We start from the raw sequence: 15,764 nt of genomic DNA, 5'->3' as shown, positions 1-15,764 counted from the left end.
GCCCAGGCCCATGGCATCGGGCACGGTCAGGATGTCGCTGAACAGGATGGCGGCATCCAGCGGGTAACGCTCAAGCGGCTGCAGCGTGACTTCGGTGGCGTAGTCGGTGTTGGTGGCCAGGCCCATGAAACTGCCGGCCTGGGCGCGCGTGGCGCGGTACTCAGGCAAATAGCGGCCGGCCTGGCGCATCAGCCAGACGGGAGTGTGGGTGGTGGCCTGGCGCAGGCAGGCGCGCAAAAAGGTGTCGTTTTGAAGGGGTGCGAACATGCCCTGATTGTCTCAGGTGTGAGGCGGGCCCTCCCATCGCGGGATATCCGCAGGGGTGGCACTTGAGCGGGTTCGGATTTACCATGGCCTCATGGGCCCCGCCGGGTCCGAAAGAGGTGTTTCATGCGCATGAACGACCAGGAGTATTTCCGCAGTTGCATCGCCAAGGAGAGGCACCTTGCGCAACTGCTGGGTCATGCGCACATCGAGGAATGCTACGAAAGCGCAGGCACCCTCTGGGACAGCAATCAGGCTTTGCCGCAATGGACGCGCGACTGGCGTGCCTGCGGCCCGCTGATGACGGCCTACGGCATCACGGTGAGCTATGACGCCGGGGGCGCGACGCTCGGGTCCACGACGGTGCATTTCACGGACCACCCTGGCCGCGACCGCGCGGTGATGTATGGCATCGTCAAGGAGGTGATCTTCCGGCTGGAACACCACAAGGCCTCGCCTTTGCCTGCCGTCACCCTTAAATCCGAAGTGTCTTGATGAAGGCTTCGAGCTCGTCGATGGGCAGGGGCTTGCAGAACAGATAGCCCTGGTAGCAGTCGCAACCGTGGCGCGACAGGAAGTCGCGCTGGGCTTCGGTCTCAACGCCTTCCGCCACCACGCCCAGCCCCAGGCTTTGCGCCAGGCCAATGATGGTGCGTGCGATGGCGGCGTCGTTAGGGTCGCGCAGGATGTCTTCCACAAAAGACTTGTCGATTTTCAATTGGTCCAGCGGCAAGCGCTTCAGGCATGAGAGTGAGGAATAGCCCATGCCGAAATCGTCAATGGAAAGGGTCACGCCCATCTTCTTGAGCCGGGCCATTTTGGTGATGGTGACCTCCATGTTCTCCGCCAGCAGGCTTTCGGTCAGCTCCAGCTTGAGCTTGTGCGGGCTGACTTTCGTTTCCTTGAGTGCGGCCATGACAAGGTCCACGAACTCCGGGTGGCGGAACTGCCGCACACTCACGTTGACGGCCACACTGAAGGCTGCGGTCTCGGGGCGGTGGGCCCACGCCGCCAGCTGGCGGCAAGCCGTCTCAAGCGCCCATTGGCCCAGCGGCAGTATCAGCCCGGCCTCCTCAGCCGCCGGAATGAACTCGGACGGCTGCACCAGGCCGCGCCCGCCGTGCTGCCAGCGCAGGAGTGCCTCGACGCCCGTCATGCGCCCGTCGCGCCCTACCTGTGGCTGGTAGTACAGAAGGAACTGCTTTTCGCGCAGGCCCTGGCGCAGGTCCGATTGCAGTGCGGCACTGGCGGTGACGGCGGCCTGCATCGCCGGGTTGAAAAAGCAGATGGTGTTGCGCCCGGCCATCTTGGCCTGGTACATGGCCAGGTCGGCCTGCTTGAGCAGGTCTCCAATGTTGTCCAGGGTCTGGTTGAACGAAGTGATGCCGATACTGCAGGTGCTGTAGTGCTGGTAGCCCGCCAGGCTGTAGGGTTCGCTCAGCGCTGCAAGAATCCGCGCACCCACCGCTTCGGCTTTTGCGGCCGCTGCTTGAGGGTCCTGGCCCAGGTCCTCCAGCATGACCACAAATTCATCCCCGCCCAGGCGCGCCACCGTGTCGGGCGGCTCCAGGCAGGCCGCAAGGCGCTTGGCAACCTGCTGCAGCAACAGGTCGCCTTTCTGGTGGCCCATGGTGTCGTTGAGTGTCTTGAAATTGTCCAGGTCAATGAACATCAGCGCCGCTTCGCGCGGATGCCGGTAGTTGTGGGTAAGCGCCTTCTGGAGCCTGTCCATCAGCAACTGGCGGTTGGGCAATTGTGTGAGCGGATCGTAGAAGGCGAGATGCTTGATTTCGCTCTCCGCCACCTTGCGGCGCGTGATGTCCCGCCCCACGGCAACCCAATGGGTAAAGAACACACCGGCGTCATCGGCGACCGGCACGATGTCGACTTCCATCCAGAAGTGCCTGCCGTTTTTTTTGTAGGTGATGAGCTCGGCCTGAACGGGTTCGCCCTTCTGGAAGGCGGCGCTGATGCGCTGCAGCTCGCTGCGTTGGGTCAACGGCCCGCATAGAAGGCGCGGTGAATGACCCATGGCCTCTTGCGGGCTATAGCCGGTATGGTGTTCGAAGGCATTGTTGACAAAGATGATGCGCAAGCCCGGCTTCCCGGAGGGGACCGCTTCCGCGATGAGCACGATATCGTTGAGGCGGGAGATGCTCGTTTCCAGCAGCATGAGCTGCTCCCTGGCCTTGCGCCGTTCGCTGACGTCACGAAAGTAGATGGCGACCCCATCCGGAAACGGGTAGGCGCGGATCTCGAACCATTTGTCCAGCGGTGCATACAGGGCCTCAAATTCCACCTGGTAGTTGCCCGCAACCGCGGCCCGGACCTGCTCGGAAAACGAGGTATTGATGGCGCCCGGAAATTCCTTCCAGATGCTTTTTCCCAGCAAGTCTTTGCTGGGGCGGCCGAGCAGCCGGGCACCCTCCCGGTTGAGATAGGTAAAGCGCCACTGCGTATCCAGCGTATAAAACCCTTCGGTGATGCTCTCCAGGGTGATGCCCAGGCGAGYGGCCAGCCGCTGGGCCTCTTCTTCAGTCTGCTGCGTGGCCTGCAGTGCGTGGCTGTGCTGCGCGACCAGTTGCCCGGCAGCAAGGCCCGCCAGCGTTTCGAGATCCTCTTCCTGGTCGGCGCTGAGGCTTCGTGCGATCTTGTCCATGACCGCAAGCGCGCCCAGCAGCGTGCCGTCTTCCCGCGTCAGCGGCAAGCCCCGATAAAACAGGATGTCGGGCGCGCTGCGGGCCGGCAACTGCGGCTGGCGGGGTGGTGTGTCCAGTGTGGCTTCACACAGAGCGACCAGCCCTTCGCGCTCTTGCGGTGAAAAACCGGTGCCGGAACTGAGCGCCGCCTGGCCGCCGTCCAGGGCCACCACGATGGCGATGGGGGCGTCGCAAGTGCGCGCGGCCAGCCGGGCGAGGCGGTCGGCGCCGGAATGAGGCAGGACATGGAGCGCGAGCGCAGGATCAATGACGGGAACGGAAACGGACACGGGCAAACACCTGCTTTTCAGACATTCAATAGACGATGCTGACGCATAGCGGCATTTCTTTTACGCAAGATTTGCAAGCATTGGGCATAAAGCGTTGCAAAACGTTCCGTCACTTACCTGCACAGGATTTTGTCCTACGCTTCAGGCACGCGGCCCCCCACGCCGGGTTACTGCGTCACCCTTCATCCTGCAGCACTCCCCGGTTATCTCCCGTTTTTTGTATTGTTTCCGTTGTTCTATTTCACGCAAGGATCCATGAGCCCACTCGAACTCGACCAGCTTCAGCAATGCCCCGACATCCCTGCTTTGCGGAAGGCTCTGAAAAACATGTGCGAGCGCTTCGGCTCGGTCACGCAGCTCAACATCCTGCCGGCCGCCCATGCCGGCAAGCAGCAGGCCCTGTGCTTTTTGCGCATGGCTTCCGACGAGGAGGAGCAAAAGCTCATGAGCGGCCTGGGCATAGGCCGGTTCGGCGGCGAGCTGGTGGTCGTTGTGGATCTGCTTGTGGCCGAGTCGCCCCAAACTGAGAGTGCGTGGGGCTCTCTCGCCTGAGAGCCTCAAAATCCTCCGGCTCTTATTTCGCGGCTGTGGCTTCGGCCGAGGGGTGCCTGAGCAGAAGCCGATCCAGGGCGCTGAGAACGTCGAACGACTCGGCGAAGTCGCCAAACAGAACGGCATTGTCAGGCGCAGCCGCTTTGCCCTGCCAGGCCGCGCGGAATTGGTCGAATATTTCGCCAAAGGTTTTTTCCCCATCTATCAACGCGAGAATTTTTGCGCCGTACTTGCCGGGATTCACCATCACCGAGGCGCCTGAGTGCTGATGCCTGAGCATGAAGGGCTGGCCCTTGTTGCTGCCAAACACCTGCGCGGCAAGTTCGCCGGTCAAGGGCTCATGGTAGAAGAAAGGCACGTACTCCGGATCGCCGTAGGGGGCCTTGCAACGGTCGTTGCGTGTGACGTATAGGGAATGGGTAATAAGGGTGCCGGCCATCAGCTCGGCCATTTCATATTGCTTCCTGCGCGGCAGCCTGCGCAATGCCGCGGCCATGGCCGGCGGCTTGCTTCCCAGCACCATGTGCGGTAAATAAGGCGAAAGGCCGCGCTGTACATCGGTGAACTCCAGGTGCATGCCGTGTCCGCTCCTTGCGCCATGCGCTTCGTCGCCCAGCCAGTCAAACAGCTCGCCCACGCTGTATGAGCGGTCCTGCGAATGCAGCAGCAGGTCGTAGATGCCTGCGTCGCCCATCTTGTGGTCGTGGTGCAGGTCTTCGCTGCGCTTGAACCAGTTGGTGGCGGGCAGGCTGGCCAGCAAGTCGCGCGTGTTGGCGATTTTCCGCTGCGCATCCGCCTCGTCGCCGTTGACCAGGCGCATGAGATCCTGCATCTGGTACACCCCGGTGCGGCCCGTGGTGGCATACACCATGAGTCCGATGGCGCCATCGTCTTTGAGTACACTGCGCAACGCCTTGAATCCCAGATCGGGATCGGCCAGATGGTGAAGTACGCCGCTGCAATTGATGTAGTCGAAGGCGCCGAGCTCTGCCGCCAGGGCGGGCAGGTTCAGCAATGAATCATGAACCCAGGCGATGTTTGCCAGCCCGCGAATCTGTGCGCGCTCCTTCGCCAGTGCGATGCTGGCTCCGCTCATGTCGAGATGCACGATTTGTGCGTCGGTATGGCGCAACTGCTCGGCCAGGAAAATGGTGGCGTCGCCGGTGCCACCGCCTGCCACCAGCGCACGAAAGCCATTCTGGAACGACTGCTTCCCCGCAAAGCAGTAGTGGTTGATCATGGGCAGGTCTTCGAGCCAGGTCCGTACCAGGCGCTTGTGGTCGTCCTGCGGATTGCAGGGCGGATAAGGCAGCGCCTCATACTGGTTTCTGACTTCGGGCAAATAGTTGTCGGGCATGGCGGCTTCCGGAAAAACGATTGGCAAAAGCCTATTGTCTCCGCCCAGGATCGCCCCGCGCCGGAAACCTCTCTCCCATCCAGTGGCCGCGGCGGCCGACCCCTGAGGGGGGATCCGGCCACACGAAGTGGGCCGAGAAGGGGGTGGCTTGATTCAGCGTGGAACCCGGCTTCGCCCGGCCACAGCGGTCGCCCCCTGCAAGGGGGGATCCGGCTACACGGAGTGAGCCGAGACGGGGGTGTGCCTAATTTTGCAGTTCCTACCTCACAGGTAGGAACTGCAAAAACGTTCCGCCCAGTAGATTTTGAACATAGGTGATCACCGCGCGGCGGTACTTCTCGGTCAGAACGGAGGCCAGCAGATCGAGCCGTCCAATGATTTTGCCGAACTCGCGTTCAAAGCTCAGGTTGCGCTCGCGCTCGGTGATTTCGTCGGCCAGCAGCAAGGGCTGGCCTGCGGCATTGCGCCGGTTGGACAGCATCCATACGGCGATTTCAATGTTGCGGGCGGCGTTGTAGATGTATTGTGCGTCCAGGCTGTCGGTCAGGTAATACGCTGTTTTCCCGCCGTGGGCCGTGACCACCATGTCGGCGCTGGCATAAATGAACGCCGCCACGCGATCGCCCTTGAAGTCGGGGCCCAGCGCCAGCGACAGCGCGGCGATATCGCGCTTGCCCTGCAGCTCGGGCCAGGGTGTGCGGGTATCGACCGCCACGCGCAACTGGGCAAGGGCCGCGTCGCGCCCGAGCGTGCTGGTTTTTCGCCATTCCGCCGGGTTGCGCCGGTACAGCTTGTCGGCCAGGCGCAGCAAACCCTCCAGGTTGTCACGCATGCCCAGGGTGGCCATGCGGTTCACGTCCGACTGGCCGATCTCGCTGGCGGCCATCGGGGCGGCCTGTGCTTCGCCCTTGTGCGTGGGCGCCTGGCTGGCGCAGCCGGCCAATGCAGCCAGGGCCAGCAACAGGGGAGGGCGGAAGAATGAAAAAATGGAAGGAGAAATGGCTGGTGCGGRAAGGGAGATGGGTGCCGTGCGCAGGGACATGGGGCATTTTCAGCGGCTGCGCCGCGCCGCGCAAGCATGGCTTTCCCGGGCTGCCGCCGGCCGCAGGGGCAAGCTCAGGCGGAAGCCGCGCCCACTTGGGCAATCGGGTGCAACAGTCCGCGGGATAGCAGCACGCGGTGGTCAATCTTGAGGCAGTGGTCCTGTACCACCAGCAAGCCTGCGGCTTCTGCCTTGGCGGCGGCTGCCGGATTGGAAATTCCGAGCTGCATCCACACGGCCTTGGCGCCTATCGCAATGGCTTCATCGACCACTGGCGGAATATCTTCGCTGTTGCGAAAGCAGTTCACCAGGTCGATCTTTTCGTGCTGGGCGGCTTCGGTCAGCGTCGAATAGGCCTTTTCACCAAGCACCTCGGCGGCGTTGGGGTTGACCGGGATGATGCGGTAGCCATTGGCCTRCATGTAGCGCGCCACATCAAAGCTGGCGCGGTGAGGCTTGGGCGACAAGCCCACTACCGCGATGGTGCGGCAGTGGTTGAGGATGTGCGGCATGCGCTCTGCAGGTGGCAAGGGGTTCATGACTGGTTCATGCCTTGTATTTGACGGAGCAGCCATAAGCCCGGCTGGTCGCTACGCTCAAGGGCTTGCCGCCCAGCGCTTCGGTCAGGCCCTGGCGCACGTAATTGGTGGCGGTCTTGATATCGTCAACGCGGGCAGAAGGGATGCTGTCAATACCGCCTGCGTAAATCAGCTGGCCCTGCGGACTGATGATGTACATGTGCGGTGTCGTCTTGGCGCCGTAAAGCTGGCCGATCCTGCCTGACTCGTCCATCAGTGTCGCAGTCGGCTGGCCCTGTTTCTCGGCCATCCAGCCGGCCAGTTTGGCCGGCGCCAGGTAGTCGCCGCTTTCGGCCTCCGTGGAGTTGATGGACAGCCACACCACGCCTTTGGCGGTGAACTCCTTTTGCAGGCCTTGCATGTTGCCGCTGTAGTGCTTGCGCACAAAAGGGCAGCCCGGATTGGTCCATTCCAGCACCACCAGCTTGCCCTTGTAATCGCCCAGGTTGCGGGTCTTGCCGGCCGTGTCGGGGGCCGAAAAGTCAGGGGCTGCCTGGCCGACACTTGCTGTGGCCGCCTGCGTGGAAAAAGCGGCCGACGCCAGCCAGGGGGCGGCAACGAGAGCGCCAGAAAAGTTGCGGCGGGTAAGTGCCCGGACGGGCTGCAGAGGGGTATTCAACATGGCTTGAACTCCTTCAGGAGACATCAACAACACGACAACAGGTTCTTTTACAGCTTGGCCAGTTCGGCCCTCACGTCGTCAACCGACAGAATCTCCGACAGCACGACCGGCGCGCGGCCGGGCTTGTAAATCACATACACCGGCACGCCATTGCGGCCCAGTTGCTTCAGTGCCGCTGTCACTGCCGGGTCGCGCCGCGTCCAGTCGGCACGCAACAGCGCCACGTTCTTCGTTTCGATGTCGGCCAGTACCGACGCATTCGAGAGGGTGGTCTTTTTGTTGTACTGGCAGGTCACGCACCAGGCGGCGGTGAAATCCACGAACACACTTTGCCCTTGCGCGGTGAGCTGGTCAACCCGGCCCGGCTCCCAGGCCTGCCAACCGCCTGCTGTCGGTGTTGCCGACACCAAGGCCGCGGGTCTGGTGATGTTCGGGCCAATGGCCCACAGCCCCAACGCGCCCAACGCCACGGAAAAGGTTGCCAAGAGCGTGCGTGCCGTGCCGCGCAGGGTAAAGGCCCAGATCGCCAGTGCCATCAACACCAGCAAGGCCAGTAGTGCACCCGCGCCGTCGATGCCGCTTTGCTGGCCCAGTACCCAGACCAGCCAGGCGACCGTGGCAAACATCGGGAAAGCCATCAGCTGCTTGAAGGTCACCATCCAGGGGCCGGGACGCGGCAGCATTCTTGCCACGGCCGGTATGGCGCTCGCCGCCAGATAAGGCGATGCCATACCCATACCGATGGCCGCGAAAATCGCGAGCGCTTCAAGTGCAGGGAGACCCACCGCATAGCCCAGCGAGGCGCCCATGAAAGGAGCGGTGCAGGGCGATGCAATGGCGGTGGCCAGCACACCCGACAAAAATGCGTTGACGGTGGGGTTTTTCGCCTGCCAGCCCGCAAGCCGGCCCGGCAGGACATTGCCGAATTCAAACAGGCCCGCCAGGTTCAACCCCAGCAAGGTGAACAGTGCCGCCAGCAGCGCCACTACCGCCGGGTTTTGCAGCTGAAAGCCCCAGCCGAGCTGCTCACCCGCTGCGCGCAAACCCAGCAGCAGCGCACCCAGCGCCAGGAAAGACACCACCACGCCCACGGTGTAAGCCAGGCCGGTGGTCAGGCGCGTGGCCTGGTCCTTCACCTGCACAAAACCCACCACCTTGATGGCCAGCACCGGAAACACACAGGGCATGAGGTTGAGGATCAGCCCGCCGAGCAATGCGCCCAGCATGGCGGCGATGAGTCCGACCGGTGGTGCGCTGGTTTGCACGGGGGCCGCACCGGCCGACGCGTTGGCGCGCAAGGCCGCTTCAAGTGCGGGCGGCACGACGGTGGCAGCCGCTGGCGCAGGCCAGGGGCCTTTGACCGGCGCGTCAATGCGATAGGCAGTGTTCTCCAGGGCCACCACCAGCGGCATGCTGGCCGGGCTCTCGGTGCGCTGGCCCGACAGGGGCACCTGTGCCGTCCACACCGCGCCTTGCCAAGCCTGTTGCCAGGGGGCGGCGGGCTCGATCACGCTACCGGTTTCGGGGTACAGCGCCAGTGTTTTTCCTTGCAGGGCGGCGGGCAAGCCGGCCAGGGAAATGCTGATCGCCTTGCCTTCGACGGCCACCTGGCTGGCGCCGGCCGCCAGTGCTTTGGGCGTGGCAGCGAACGTGTCCTGAAACAGTTGGCCGCTGGCCGCGGTCGAGCTTCGCACCGGGATGCTCAGTGAAAAGTCGCCCTCTTGCGGAATGCATTCCTTGCGGCACACCAGCCAGGACGCCTTGAGTTTGACGTCCAGCTGCCTGGCGGCGAAACCGGGCGCCACGGTCAAAGGCACGGGCAGCAGCACCGCCTTTTCATAGCCGTAGTTGGCCAGCGTGCCAATCGGGATTTTTTTGGGCGTCGGCCAGGCGATATCGCCTGCAGTAATGCCGGCGGGCAGTTGCCAGTCGAGCTGCGTCGGCAGCCCGGAGTCACCGGAGTTTTTCCAGTAGGTATGCCATTCGGGCTGGTGCGTGAGCCGCAGCCCCACCCAGACCGGCTTGCCGGGCTCCACGCCTTCCGGCGCCCAGGCCAGCAGTTCGGCACTGACCTGCTCCGTTGTGACCACCGCACCGGTTGTGCCCGGGGTGCCCTTGCTCAGAATGTCGCTAAAGGCTTTTTGAGCGCTGGCGGGCACGGGGATTGCGCAAGCAGCTATCAAAAATGTAGCGGCTAGCTTGGCAAACGGAAAACGCAGGGCATTCATTGTGCAAGTGTGAGCGGGTGGCGCAGAGATTAGTTCCTGGAAGGCCAGGGGGCAAGACAGCGTGCGGGCATTGCTCGATGATGGTTAGTCGATTTTCACGCTGCCTTATTACAGCCGTTTTCAGAGTCAGCCCAGATAATAGGGGCATGCCGCGCATTGTCCTCGCCACCCTCAACGCGAAGTACATCCACGCTTCGCTGGGCCTGCGGTACCTGCTGGCCAATATGGACCTGCATGGCGGCCCCGGCCTTCGTGCGCAAACGTTGCTGCGCGAATTTGTGATCCAGCAACGGCCCATGCAGATCGTCGAGGAGTTGCTGGCGCTCGATCCTGAAGTCATCGGCCTAGGCATCTATATATGGAACGTGGTGGAAACCACCCAGGTCGTGCGCCTGCTCAAAACCCTGAGGCCCGGCATCAAGGTGGTGCTGGGCGGGCCCGAGGTCAGCTATGAAACGGATCAGCAGGAAATCTGCCGCCTGGCCGACCATGTGGTCACCGGCTGGGGCGATGTGAGTTTTCCCAAGCTCTGCCGTGCCTTGCTCGATGGCCCGCAACCGCTGATGAAGGTCGTTGCAGGGGAGCAGCCGGCACTGGAGGCGCTGGCCTTGCCTTATGGCGAATACACCGACGAAGACCTGGCCAAACGGTTGCTGTATGTCGAAGCCTCGCGCGGCTGCCCCTTCAAGTGCGAGTTCTGCCTGAGCTCGCTCGACAAGACCGCCTGGGCGTTTGACCTGGATGCGTTTATGGCCGAGATGGACGCGCTGTACCGGCGCGGCGCACGCAACTTCAAGTTTGTGGACCGCACCTTCAACCTGAAGGTCGAGAACTCGGTGCGCATCCTGCAGTTTTTCCTGGACCGGATGGCGCCAGACCTGTTTGTGCATTTTGAAGTGGTGCCCGACAGCCTGCCCGACCGGCTCAAGGCGCTGATTGCGCAGTTCCCGGCAGGTTCGCTGCAGTTTGAAGTCGGTATCCAGAGCTTCAACCCCGAGGTGCAGCAGCGCATTTCGCGCAAGCAGGACAACGCCAGGACCGCCGACAACCTGCGCTGGCTGGTGACYGARAGCCAKGCCCATGTGCACGCMGACCTGATCTTCGGCTTGCCCGGCGAGACGCTGGAGAGCTTYGCCGAGGGTTTTGAYCGCCTGYATGAGYTGGCGCCGCATGAAATCCAGTTCGGCATCCTGAAGCGCCTGCGCGGCACTCCGATTACCCGGCACACGGCGGAGTTTGCCATGGCGTATGACCCGCAGACGCCGTACACGATTCTGCAGAACTCCACGATTGACTTTGTCACCATGCAACGCATCAACCGTTTTGCGCGGTACTGGGAAATGCTGGCCAACTCAGGGCGTTTTGCGCGGGGGCTCCGGCTGCTGCTGGCCCCCGGCTCGGCGTTCGGCCATTTTCTGCATTTCAGCGACTGGCTCTGGGCCAGCACCGGTAAAACCCATGAGTTCGCACCTGAGAAACTGGTGGATTTGCTGTTTGAGCACCTCACATCGGTGCGGGGTCTGGCCGGCGCAGATGTGCGCAGCGCCCTGCTGGCCGACTATCTGGCCAGCGGCGCACGTGGCCGACCCCATTGCCTGGCCGATTTGCTGGGTGCCGCCAAGCCGGTTGCACCCGTGCGTTCCAGCCGACAAGGCGCAGCGCGGCAAGGGCGCCATGTGAGCCAACAATCCGGTCTTCAGGACGAGGTGGGCGCCCACCGGGAAGCTATTCAGAAAGCTGCTGCAGCGGCTTGACGGGGCCAAAGGCCCTGTCTTTAAAGCATTTCGTCCGGTGCAAAGGGCCCGATCAGCTTGAGCATCAGTTGCAGTCCCCAACTCGCGTCGGGCTCGATCATGGAGTCTTTCAGTGGCGAACCTTGCGGCGCACGCCAGACCAGCCGACCGTTTTCCAGCTCGACACGGTAGGCGCCGGAAGCCAGCGTGGGCTCGATCAGCCGCGTGGCCTCGGCCGAGATGGCTCGGTTGCGGATGACTATGGCCACTTCGCTGTTTTGCAGTTGCGAACGCAGGTCCAGGTTCATGGAGCCCACGACCAGCAGGCGGTCGTCCATGACGACGACCTTGGAATGCAGGCTGGCACGTGAGCCGCCGGTGGAACCGCCCGTGGATCCCCCCGCGATCGCTGCCGAGCCGAAGCTGCTGAAAGAGCCTTCCTGCTCGGCGCGCATTTCGTAAATCTCGATGCCCATCTCCAGCAAGGCCTTGCGGTAGCGGGCGTAACCGACGTGGGCAGCCGGCGCGTCGTTGGATGCCAGTGAGTTGGTGAGCACCCGCACACGAATGCCGCGTTGCCGGAGGTCGGCAAACTGCTTCATCATGCGTTCGCCGGGCACGAAGTAAGGCGAAACGATCAGCAGGTTGTTTTTGGCCTGCGACATCAGTTGAAGCAGCCCGTCGACCGTAGTGTCCTGCGATTCTTCAGTGGTGTCGGCGTCGGCGGCGATCTTGGACGCCTTGTCCACCAGCAGCGCCGAGGGCGCCCAGGTCCAGGTTAAGAGCCGCAGGTCGGTCGAATCCGGCAGCGTCGGCAATGGAGAGGTCACCCGTTCCGGCCGGGTTGAGGGGGGTACCGCGCCGTCACCAGCCTGGAGGGTAGCGGCCTGTGCTGTGCCTGCGGGAGAAGAAAGGTTTTCCGGGGCCTGCGGCTTGCGCTTGAGTGCGTCGATTTCCTTTTCGGTCATCAGCGACTGCACCGGGTAGGCCAGCGGGTTGTTCCAGTACTGGTCAAAGCTGCGCGACAGATCTTGCGCGATGCGGCCCGCTGCCAGCACGTCGATGTCGACAAAGTTGGTGCCGGTGCTCTGGCCGAAGTAGGTTTCGCCCAGGTTGCGTCCGCCGGTAATGGCCACGGCGTTGTCCGCCACAAAAATCTTGTTGTGCATGCGCCGCTGCATGCGCGCCGTGTCCTTGAGGTTGCCCAGGATTCGGAACATCAGCGAGCCACGGCCGCCCGGCAGGGGGTTGAAGAGGCGCAGCTCGATGTTTTTTTCAAACGCCAGCTTCAGCACCTGCGCGTTTTTTCCCGAGGTGTTGAAGTCGTCCAGCAGGATGCGGATGCGCACGCCGCGGCCCGCTGCTTCGCGCAGCGCGTCAAACATGCGTTCGGTGGTTTCGTCGGCAAAGATCGCGTAGTACTGGATATCCAGTGTCTTTTGCGCTGCCTTGATCAGCGTCATGCGGCTGGTGAAAGCCAGCTCGGCGTCACCCACCAGCGCGAACCCCGAGTCGTTGCGTGTTCCCGCCTTGGCCGCACGGGCTGCCACCAGACTGCCCAGGCGCGTTTCGGCCGGGTTGGCCAGTGCCGTGGAAACCGGGCGGTCAACCTCGCTGGGCAGCGAGGCGCAACCCGCAATCCAGAGAGCGGCGAAGGCCATGGCCAGCCCCTGCAACGCGCGCCAGCCTGTATGCGGGATCAAGCGGGTGCCGGAAAGAGTACTGGAAGTGGTCTGCATGGTGCAGGCCACTTTAGCGTAAGGAGATGTATTTGGTGCCGCCGGGCCCTGCGTTCGCACCTATTCTTCTTGTAGGCGCCCGGCTTGACTGCTCTTCCCGGCAGTAGCCGGGCCGCATGCAGGGGGCCAGCGGGCACGGTTATGACGACAGGATTTCCCAGCGCTGCAGCGCGGTCATCAGCTCTTCCTCGATTTTGCTGTTGCGCGCGTTGAGTTCCGCGGCGCGCTTGGCATTCGTGGTGTAAAGCGTTCCGTCATAGAGCTCMTGCTCGATGGCTTTTTGCTGCGACTCCAGCTGCTGGATCAGCGCCGGCAGGCCGTCGAGCTCGCGCTGCTCCTTGTAGCTCAGCTTCTTTTTTGATAGCTGCTCACGCTCGTCCTTATTGGGTTGCGGGCTTGTTTTGCTTGAAATTTTGCTGCCGGCGGGGCTGCTGGCGGGCTTGTTGGCACCGGTAATCTGCGCTGCGCGCTTGGATTGCGTGATCCAGTCGGTCACRCCGCCCTCGTATTCGCGCCAGAAGCCGGGGTTCTCGGGCGTGCCCTCATAGGCGATGGTGCTGGTGACCACGTTGTCCAGGAAGCGCCTGTCGTGGCTGACCAGGAACACCGTGCCTTCGTAGTTTTGCAACAGGTCTTCCAGCAATTCGAGCGTGTCGATGTCCAGGTCGTTGGTCGGCTCGTCCAGCACCAACACATTGGCCGGCCGCGCGAACAGGCGCGCCAGCAGCAGCCGGTTGCGCTCGCCGCCTGACAAGGTGCGCACGGGCGAGTTCGCGCGCTGGGGCGAGAACAGGAAGTCCGTCAAATAGCTCTTGACGTGTTTCTTCTGGCCGTTGATTTCGACCCACTCGCTGCCGGGGCTGATGAAATCTTCCAGCGTGGCGTCCAGGTCCAGGCTGTCGCGCATCTGGTCAAAGTACGCGACCTGCAGGTTGGCACCCTGGCGGATTTTGCCGGGCGGATTCGTCACATCGGGCTGCAGTTCACCCAGAATCAGCTTGAGCAGCGTGGTCTTGCCGGCGCCGTTGGGCCCCAGCAGGCCGACCTTGTCGCCGCGCAGCAGTGTGCCGGTGAATTTGTTGACGATGATTTTTTCCGATCCGGGATGGCCAAAGCTTTTGCTCACATCCGTCAGTTCGGCCACGATCTTGCCACTCTTCTCGCCGCTGGAGACGTCCAGGTTGACGCGGCCCACCGCATCACGCCGTGCCGCACGGTTGTCGCGCAGGGCTTCGAGGCGTCCAATGCGGGCCACGCTGCGGGTGCGGCGCGCCTCCACGCCCTTGCGGATCCACACCTCTTCCTGCGCCAGCAGCTTGTCGGCCTTGGCATTGATGACGGCTTCCTGGGCCATCTGTTCTTCTTTTTGCACCAGGTACTGGGCAAAATTGCCAGGGTAGCTGTTCAGTTTGCCGCGGTCGAGCTCGACGATGACGGTGGCGACCTGGTCCAGGAAGGCCCGGTCATGCGTGATGGTGATGATGCTGCCGTTGAAATTGACAAGCAGGTCCTCCAGCCAGGCGATGGAATCGAGGTCCAGGTGGTTGGTCGGCTCGTCGAGCAACAGCACGTCGGGTTTGGCGACCAGCGCCTGGGCCAGCGCCACGCGTTTTTTGGTGCCGCCCGAGAGCGAACCGACGATGGCGTCCTTGTCCAGGTGCAGGCGGTGCAGGGTTTCCTCGACGCGCTGCTCCCAGGTCCAGCCGTCCAGCGCCTCGATTTCCGACTGCAGGGCGTCCAGGTCGGTGTTTTCGTCGGCCGCAAGATACTGCTCAACTACGTGCCTGGTGCGCGCCAATCCTGCGCTGGCAGCTATAAAAACCGTAGCATGCGGGTCCAGGCTGGGCTCTTGCGGCACATAGGCGATGCGCAGGTTCTGCTGCAGCTGCAGCGTGCCGTCATCGGGTTTTTCGAGGCCGGCGAGAATTTTCAGCAGGGACGACTTGCCCGTGCCGTTGCGCCCGATCAGGCCGATGCGCTGGTTGGTTTCAAGGGAAAAATCTGCGTGGTCCAGCAGTGCGACATGCCCAAAAGCGAGTTGGGCGTCCAGTAAGGTAATAAGTGCCATAAGGGGGCAGATTATCCGCCCCTGCCGCGAGGCGGTTTCTATATAGGCTCTTCATCGGCCCTGCAGGGCCCGCCTTTGGCCATATGACGCCACATATGTGCCATCCCTTAAATACAAGTTATTACTGAGTGGCCGATGTCGCATCTGCGCCCTATCGCTTGCCAGGCCTCGCCGATATAGTCGTTCGTTCCGGCGATTCGATCGCTGAAGGAGGGACCTTGGAACTGCAAATCAATGGACGGGCCGTTCAGGCCGACGCCGACCCCGGCATGCCCTTGCTCTGGCTGCTGCGCGACGTGCTGAACATGACGGGCACCAAGTTCGGATGCGGCGTGGCCGCGTGTGGCGCTTGCACGGTGCGGGTGGACGGCGAAGCGGTGCGGTCCTGCGTCGTCCCGGTGTCCGCCGTGGTGGGCAAGCGCATTCAGACCATTGAAGCGCTGGGTGCGACGGACAAGCCACACGCCCTGCAGGCCGCCTGGATTGCCGAGCAGGTGCCCCAATGCGGCTATTGCCAGTCGGGCATGCTGATGGCGGCCGCCGCCCTGCTCGACAAAATCCCCAAGCCGACAGATGCGGACATCGATGCCAC

The 15,764-nt window shown here is 62.9% G+C and carries 13 protein-coding genes; 4 read left to right on the top strand and 9 right to left on the bottom strand.

Annotated features, from left to right (window positions below):
• Window positions 1-267: uroporphyrinogen decarboxylase family protein (locus AC1D1P_RS03325; RefSeq protein ID WP_477672084.1), on the bottom strand; the 267-nt coding region annotated here is incomplete at its 3' end.
• Between the two features lie 129 nt (window positions 268-396).
• Between AC1D1P_RS03325 and AC1D1P_RS03320 the strand changes: the two genes are divergently transcribed.
• On the top strand, window positions 397-759 hold the full coding sequence (locus tag AC1D1P_RS03320) for an aminoacyl-tRNA synthetase (protein ID WP_477672083.1): 363 nt from the start codon (window positions 397-399) through the stop codon (window positions 757-759).
• Here AC1D1P_RS03320 and AC1D1P_RS03315 read toward each other — a convergent pair.
• Window positions 740-3,253: an EAL domain-containing protein gene (locus tag AC1D1P_RS03315; RefSeq protein ID WP_477672082.1), complete on the bottom strand. Its 2,514-nt coding sequence runs from the start codon at window positions 3,251-3,253 to the stop codon at window positions 740-742. The genes AC1D1P_RS03320 and AC1D1P_RS03315 overlap by 20 nt on opposite strands.
• A gap of 255 nt (window positions 3,254-3,508) precedes the next feature.
• Here AC1D1P_RS03315 and AC1D1P_RS03310 point away from each other — a divergent pair, with 255 nt between their 5' ends.
• Window positions 3,509-3,805 (top strand): hypothetical protein, encoded by a 297-nt coding sequence (locus AC1D1P_RS03310; protein WP_477672081.1) that lies wholly within the window; start codon window positions 3,509-3,511, stop codon window positions 3,803-3,805.
• 22 nt (window positions 3,806-3,827) lie between these two features.
• Here AC1D1P_RS03310 and AC1D1P_RS03305 read toward each other — a convergent pair whose 3' ends face one another.
• From AC1D1P_RS03305 to AC1D1P_RS03285, 5 genes are all read right to left on the bottom strand, one after another.
• On the bottom strand, window positions 3,828-5,162 hold the full coding sequence (locus AC1D1P_RS03305) for a class I SAM-dependent methyltransferase (protein WP_477672080.1): 1,335 nt from the start codon (window positions 5,160-5,162) through the stop codon (window positions 3,828-3,830).
• Between the two features lie 259 nt (window positions 5,163-5,421).
• The gene (locus AC1D1P_RS03300) at window positions 5,422-6,204 is read right to left on the bottom strand and encodes a hypothetical protein (protein ID WP_477672079.1); all 783 of its coding nucleotides are present in this window, start codon (window positions 6,202-6,204) and stop codon (window positions 5,422-5,424) included.
• A 74-nt stretch (window positions 6,205-6,278) separates the two neighbouring features.
• Complete coding sequence (locus tag AC1D1P_RS03295; protein ID WP_477672078.1) at window positions 6,279-6,743, bottom strand: CoA-binding protein; 465 nt, start codon at window positions 6,741-6,743, stop codon at window positions 6,279-6,281.
• A gap of 7 nt (window positions 6,744-6,750) precedes the next feature.
• On the bottom strand, window positions 6,751-7,404 hold the full coding sequence (locus AC1D1P_RS03290; RefSeq protein WP_477672077.1) for a thioredoxin family protein: 654 nt from the start codon (window positions 7,402-7,404) through the stop codon (window positions 6,751-6,753).
• Window positions 7,405-7,451: 47 nt separating this feature from the next.
• A complete protein-coding gene (locus AC1D1P_RS03285; protein ID WP_477672076.1) occupies window positions 7,452-9,632 on the bottom strand; it encodes a protein-disulfide reductase DsbD family protein in 2,181 nt (726 codons plus the stop codon).
• A 146-nt stretch (window positions 9,633-9,778) separates the two neighbouring features.
• Here AC1D1P_RS03285 and AC1D1P_RS03280 point away from each other — a divergent pair, with 146 nt between their 5' ends.
• On the top strand, window positions 9,779-11,386 hold the full coding sequence (locus AC1D1P_RS03280; RefSeq protein ID WP_477672075.1) for a B12-binding domain-containing radical SAM protein: 1,608 nt from the start codon (window positions 9,779-9,781) through the stop codon (window positions 11,384-11,386).
• 20 nt (window positions 11,387-11,406) lie between these two features.
• Here AC1D1P_RS03280 and AC1D1P_RS03275 read toward each other — a convergent pair whose 3' ends face one another.
• Together AC1D1P_RS03275 and AC1D1P_RS03270 are read right to left on the bottom strand one after the other, a co-directional pair.
• Window positions 11,407-13,104, bottom strand: a complete 1,698-nt coding sequence (locus tag AC1D1P_RS03275) for a phospholipase D-like domain-containing protein (RefSeq protein WP_477672074.1) — start codon at window positions 13,102-13,104, stop codon at window positions 11,407-11,409.
• Between the two features lie 139 nt (window positions 13,105-13,243).
• Window positions 13,244-15,172 (bottom strand): ATP-binding cassette domain-containing protein, encoded by a 1,929-nt coding sequence (locus AC1D1P_RS03270; protein WP_477672073.1) that lies wholly within the window; start codon window positions 15,170-15,172, stop codon window positions 13,244-13,246.
• Between the two features lie 218 nt (window positions 15,173-15,390).
• Here AC1D1P_RS03270 and AC1D1P_RS03265 point away from each other — a divergent pair.
• A partial coding sequence (locus AC1D1P_RS03265; protein ID WP_477672072.1) for a (2Fe-2S)-binding protein occupies window positions 15,391-15,764 on the top strand: 374 nt, incomplete at its 3' end.

This window comes from Polaromonas sp. P1_E1_2 (assembly GCF_056406035.1).
Note: the sequence above shows the minus strand (reverse complement) of the source record. Positions and strands in the feature narration are given on the sequence as shown.

What these genes read in the sequence shown, in the direction of transcription:
- AC1D1P_RS03290 (WP_477672077.1), bottom strand. Translation starts at nt 7,404, where the DNA reads ATGTTGAATACCCCTCTGCAGCCCGTCCGGGCACTTACCCGCCGCAAC.
- AC1D1P_RS03310 (WP_477672081.1), top strand. Translation starts at nt 3,509, where the DNA reads ATGAGCCCACTCGAACTCGACCAGCTTCAGCAATGCCCCGACATCCCT.
- AC1D1P_RS03275 (WP_477672074.1), bottom strand. Translation starts at nt 13,104, where the DNA reads ATGCAGACCACTTCCAGTACTCTTTCCGGCACCCGCTTGATCCCGCAT.
- AC1D1P_RS03320 (WP_477672083.1), top strand. Translation starts at nt 397, where the DNA reads ATGAACGACCAGGAGTATTTCCGCAGTTGCATCGCCAAGGAGAGGCAC.
- AC1D1P_RS03305 (WP_477672080.1), bottom strand. Translation starts at nt 5,162, where the DNA reads ATGCCCGACAACTATTTGCCCGAAGTCAGAAACCAGTATGAGGCGCTG.
- AC1D1P_RS03285 (WP_477672076.1), bottom strand. Translation starts at nt 9,632, where the DNA reads ATGAATGCCCTGCGTTTTCCGTTTGCCAAGCTAGCCGCTACATTTTTG.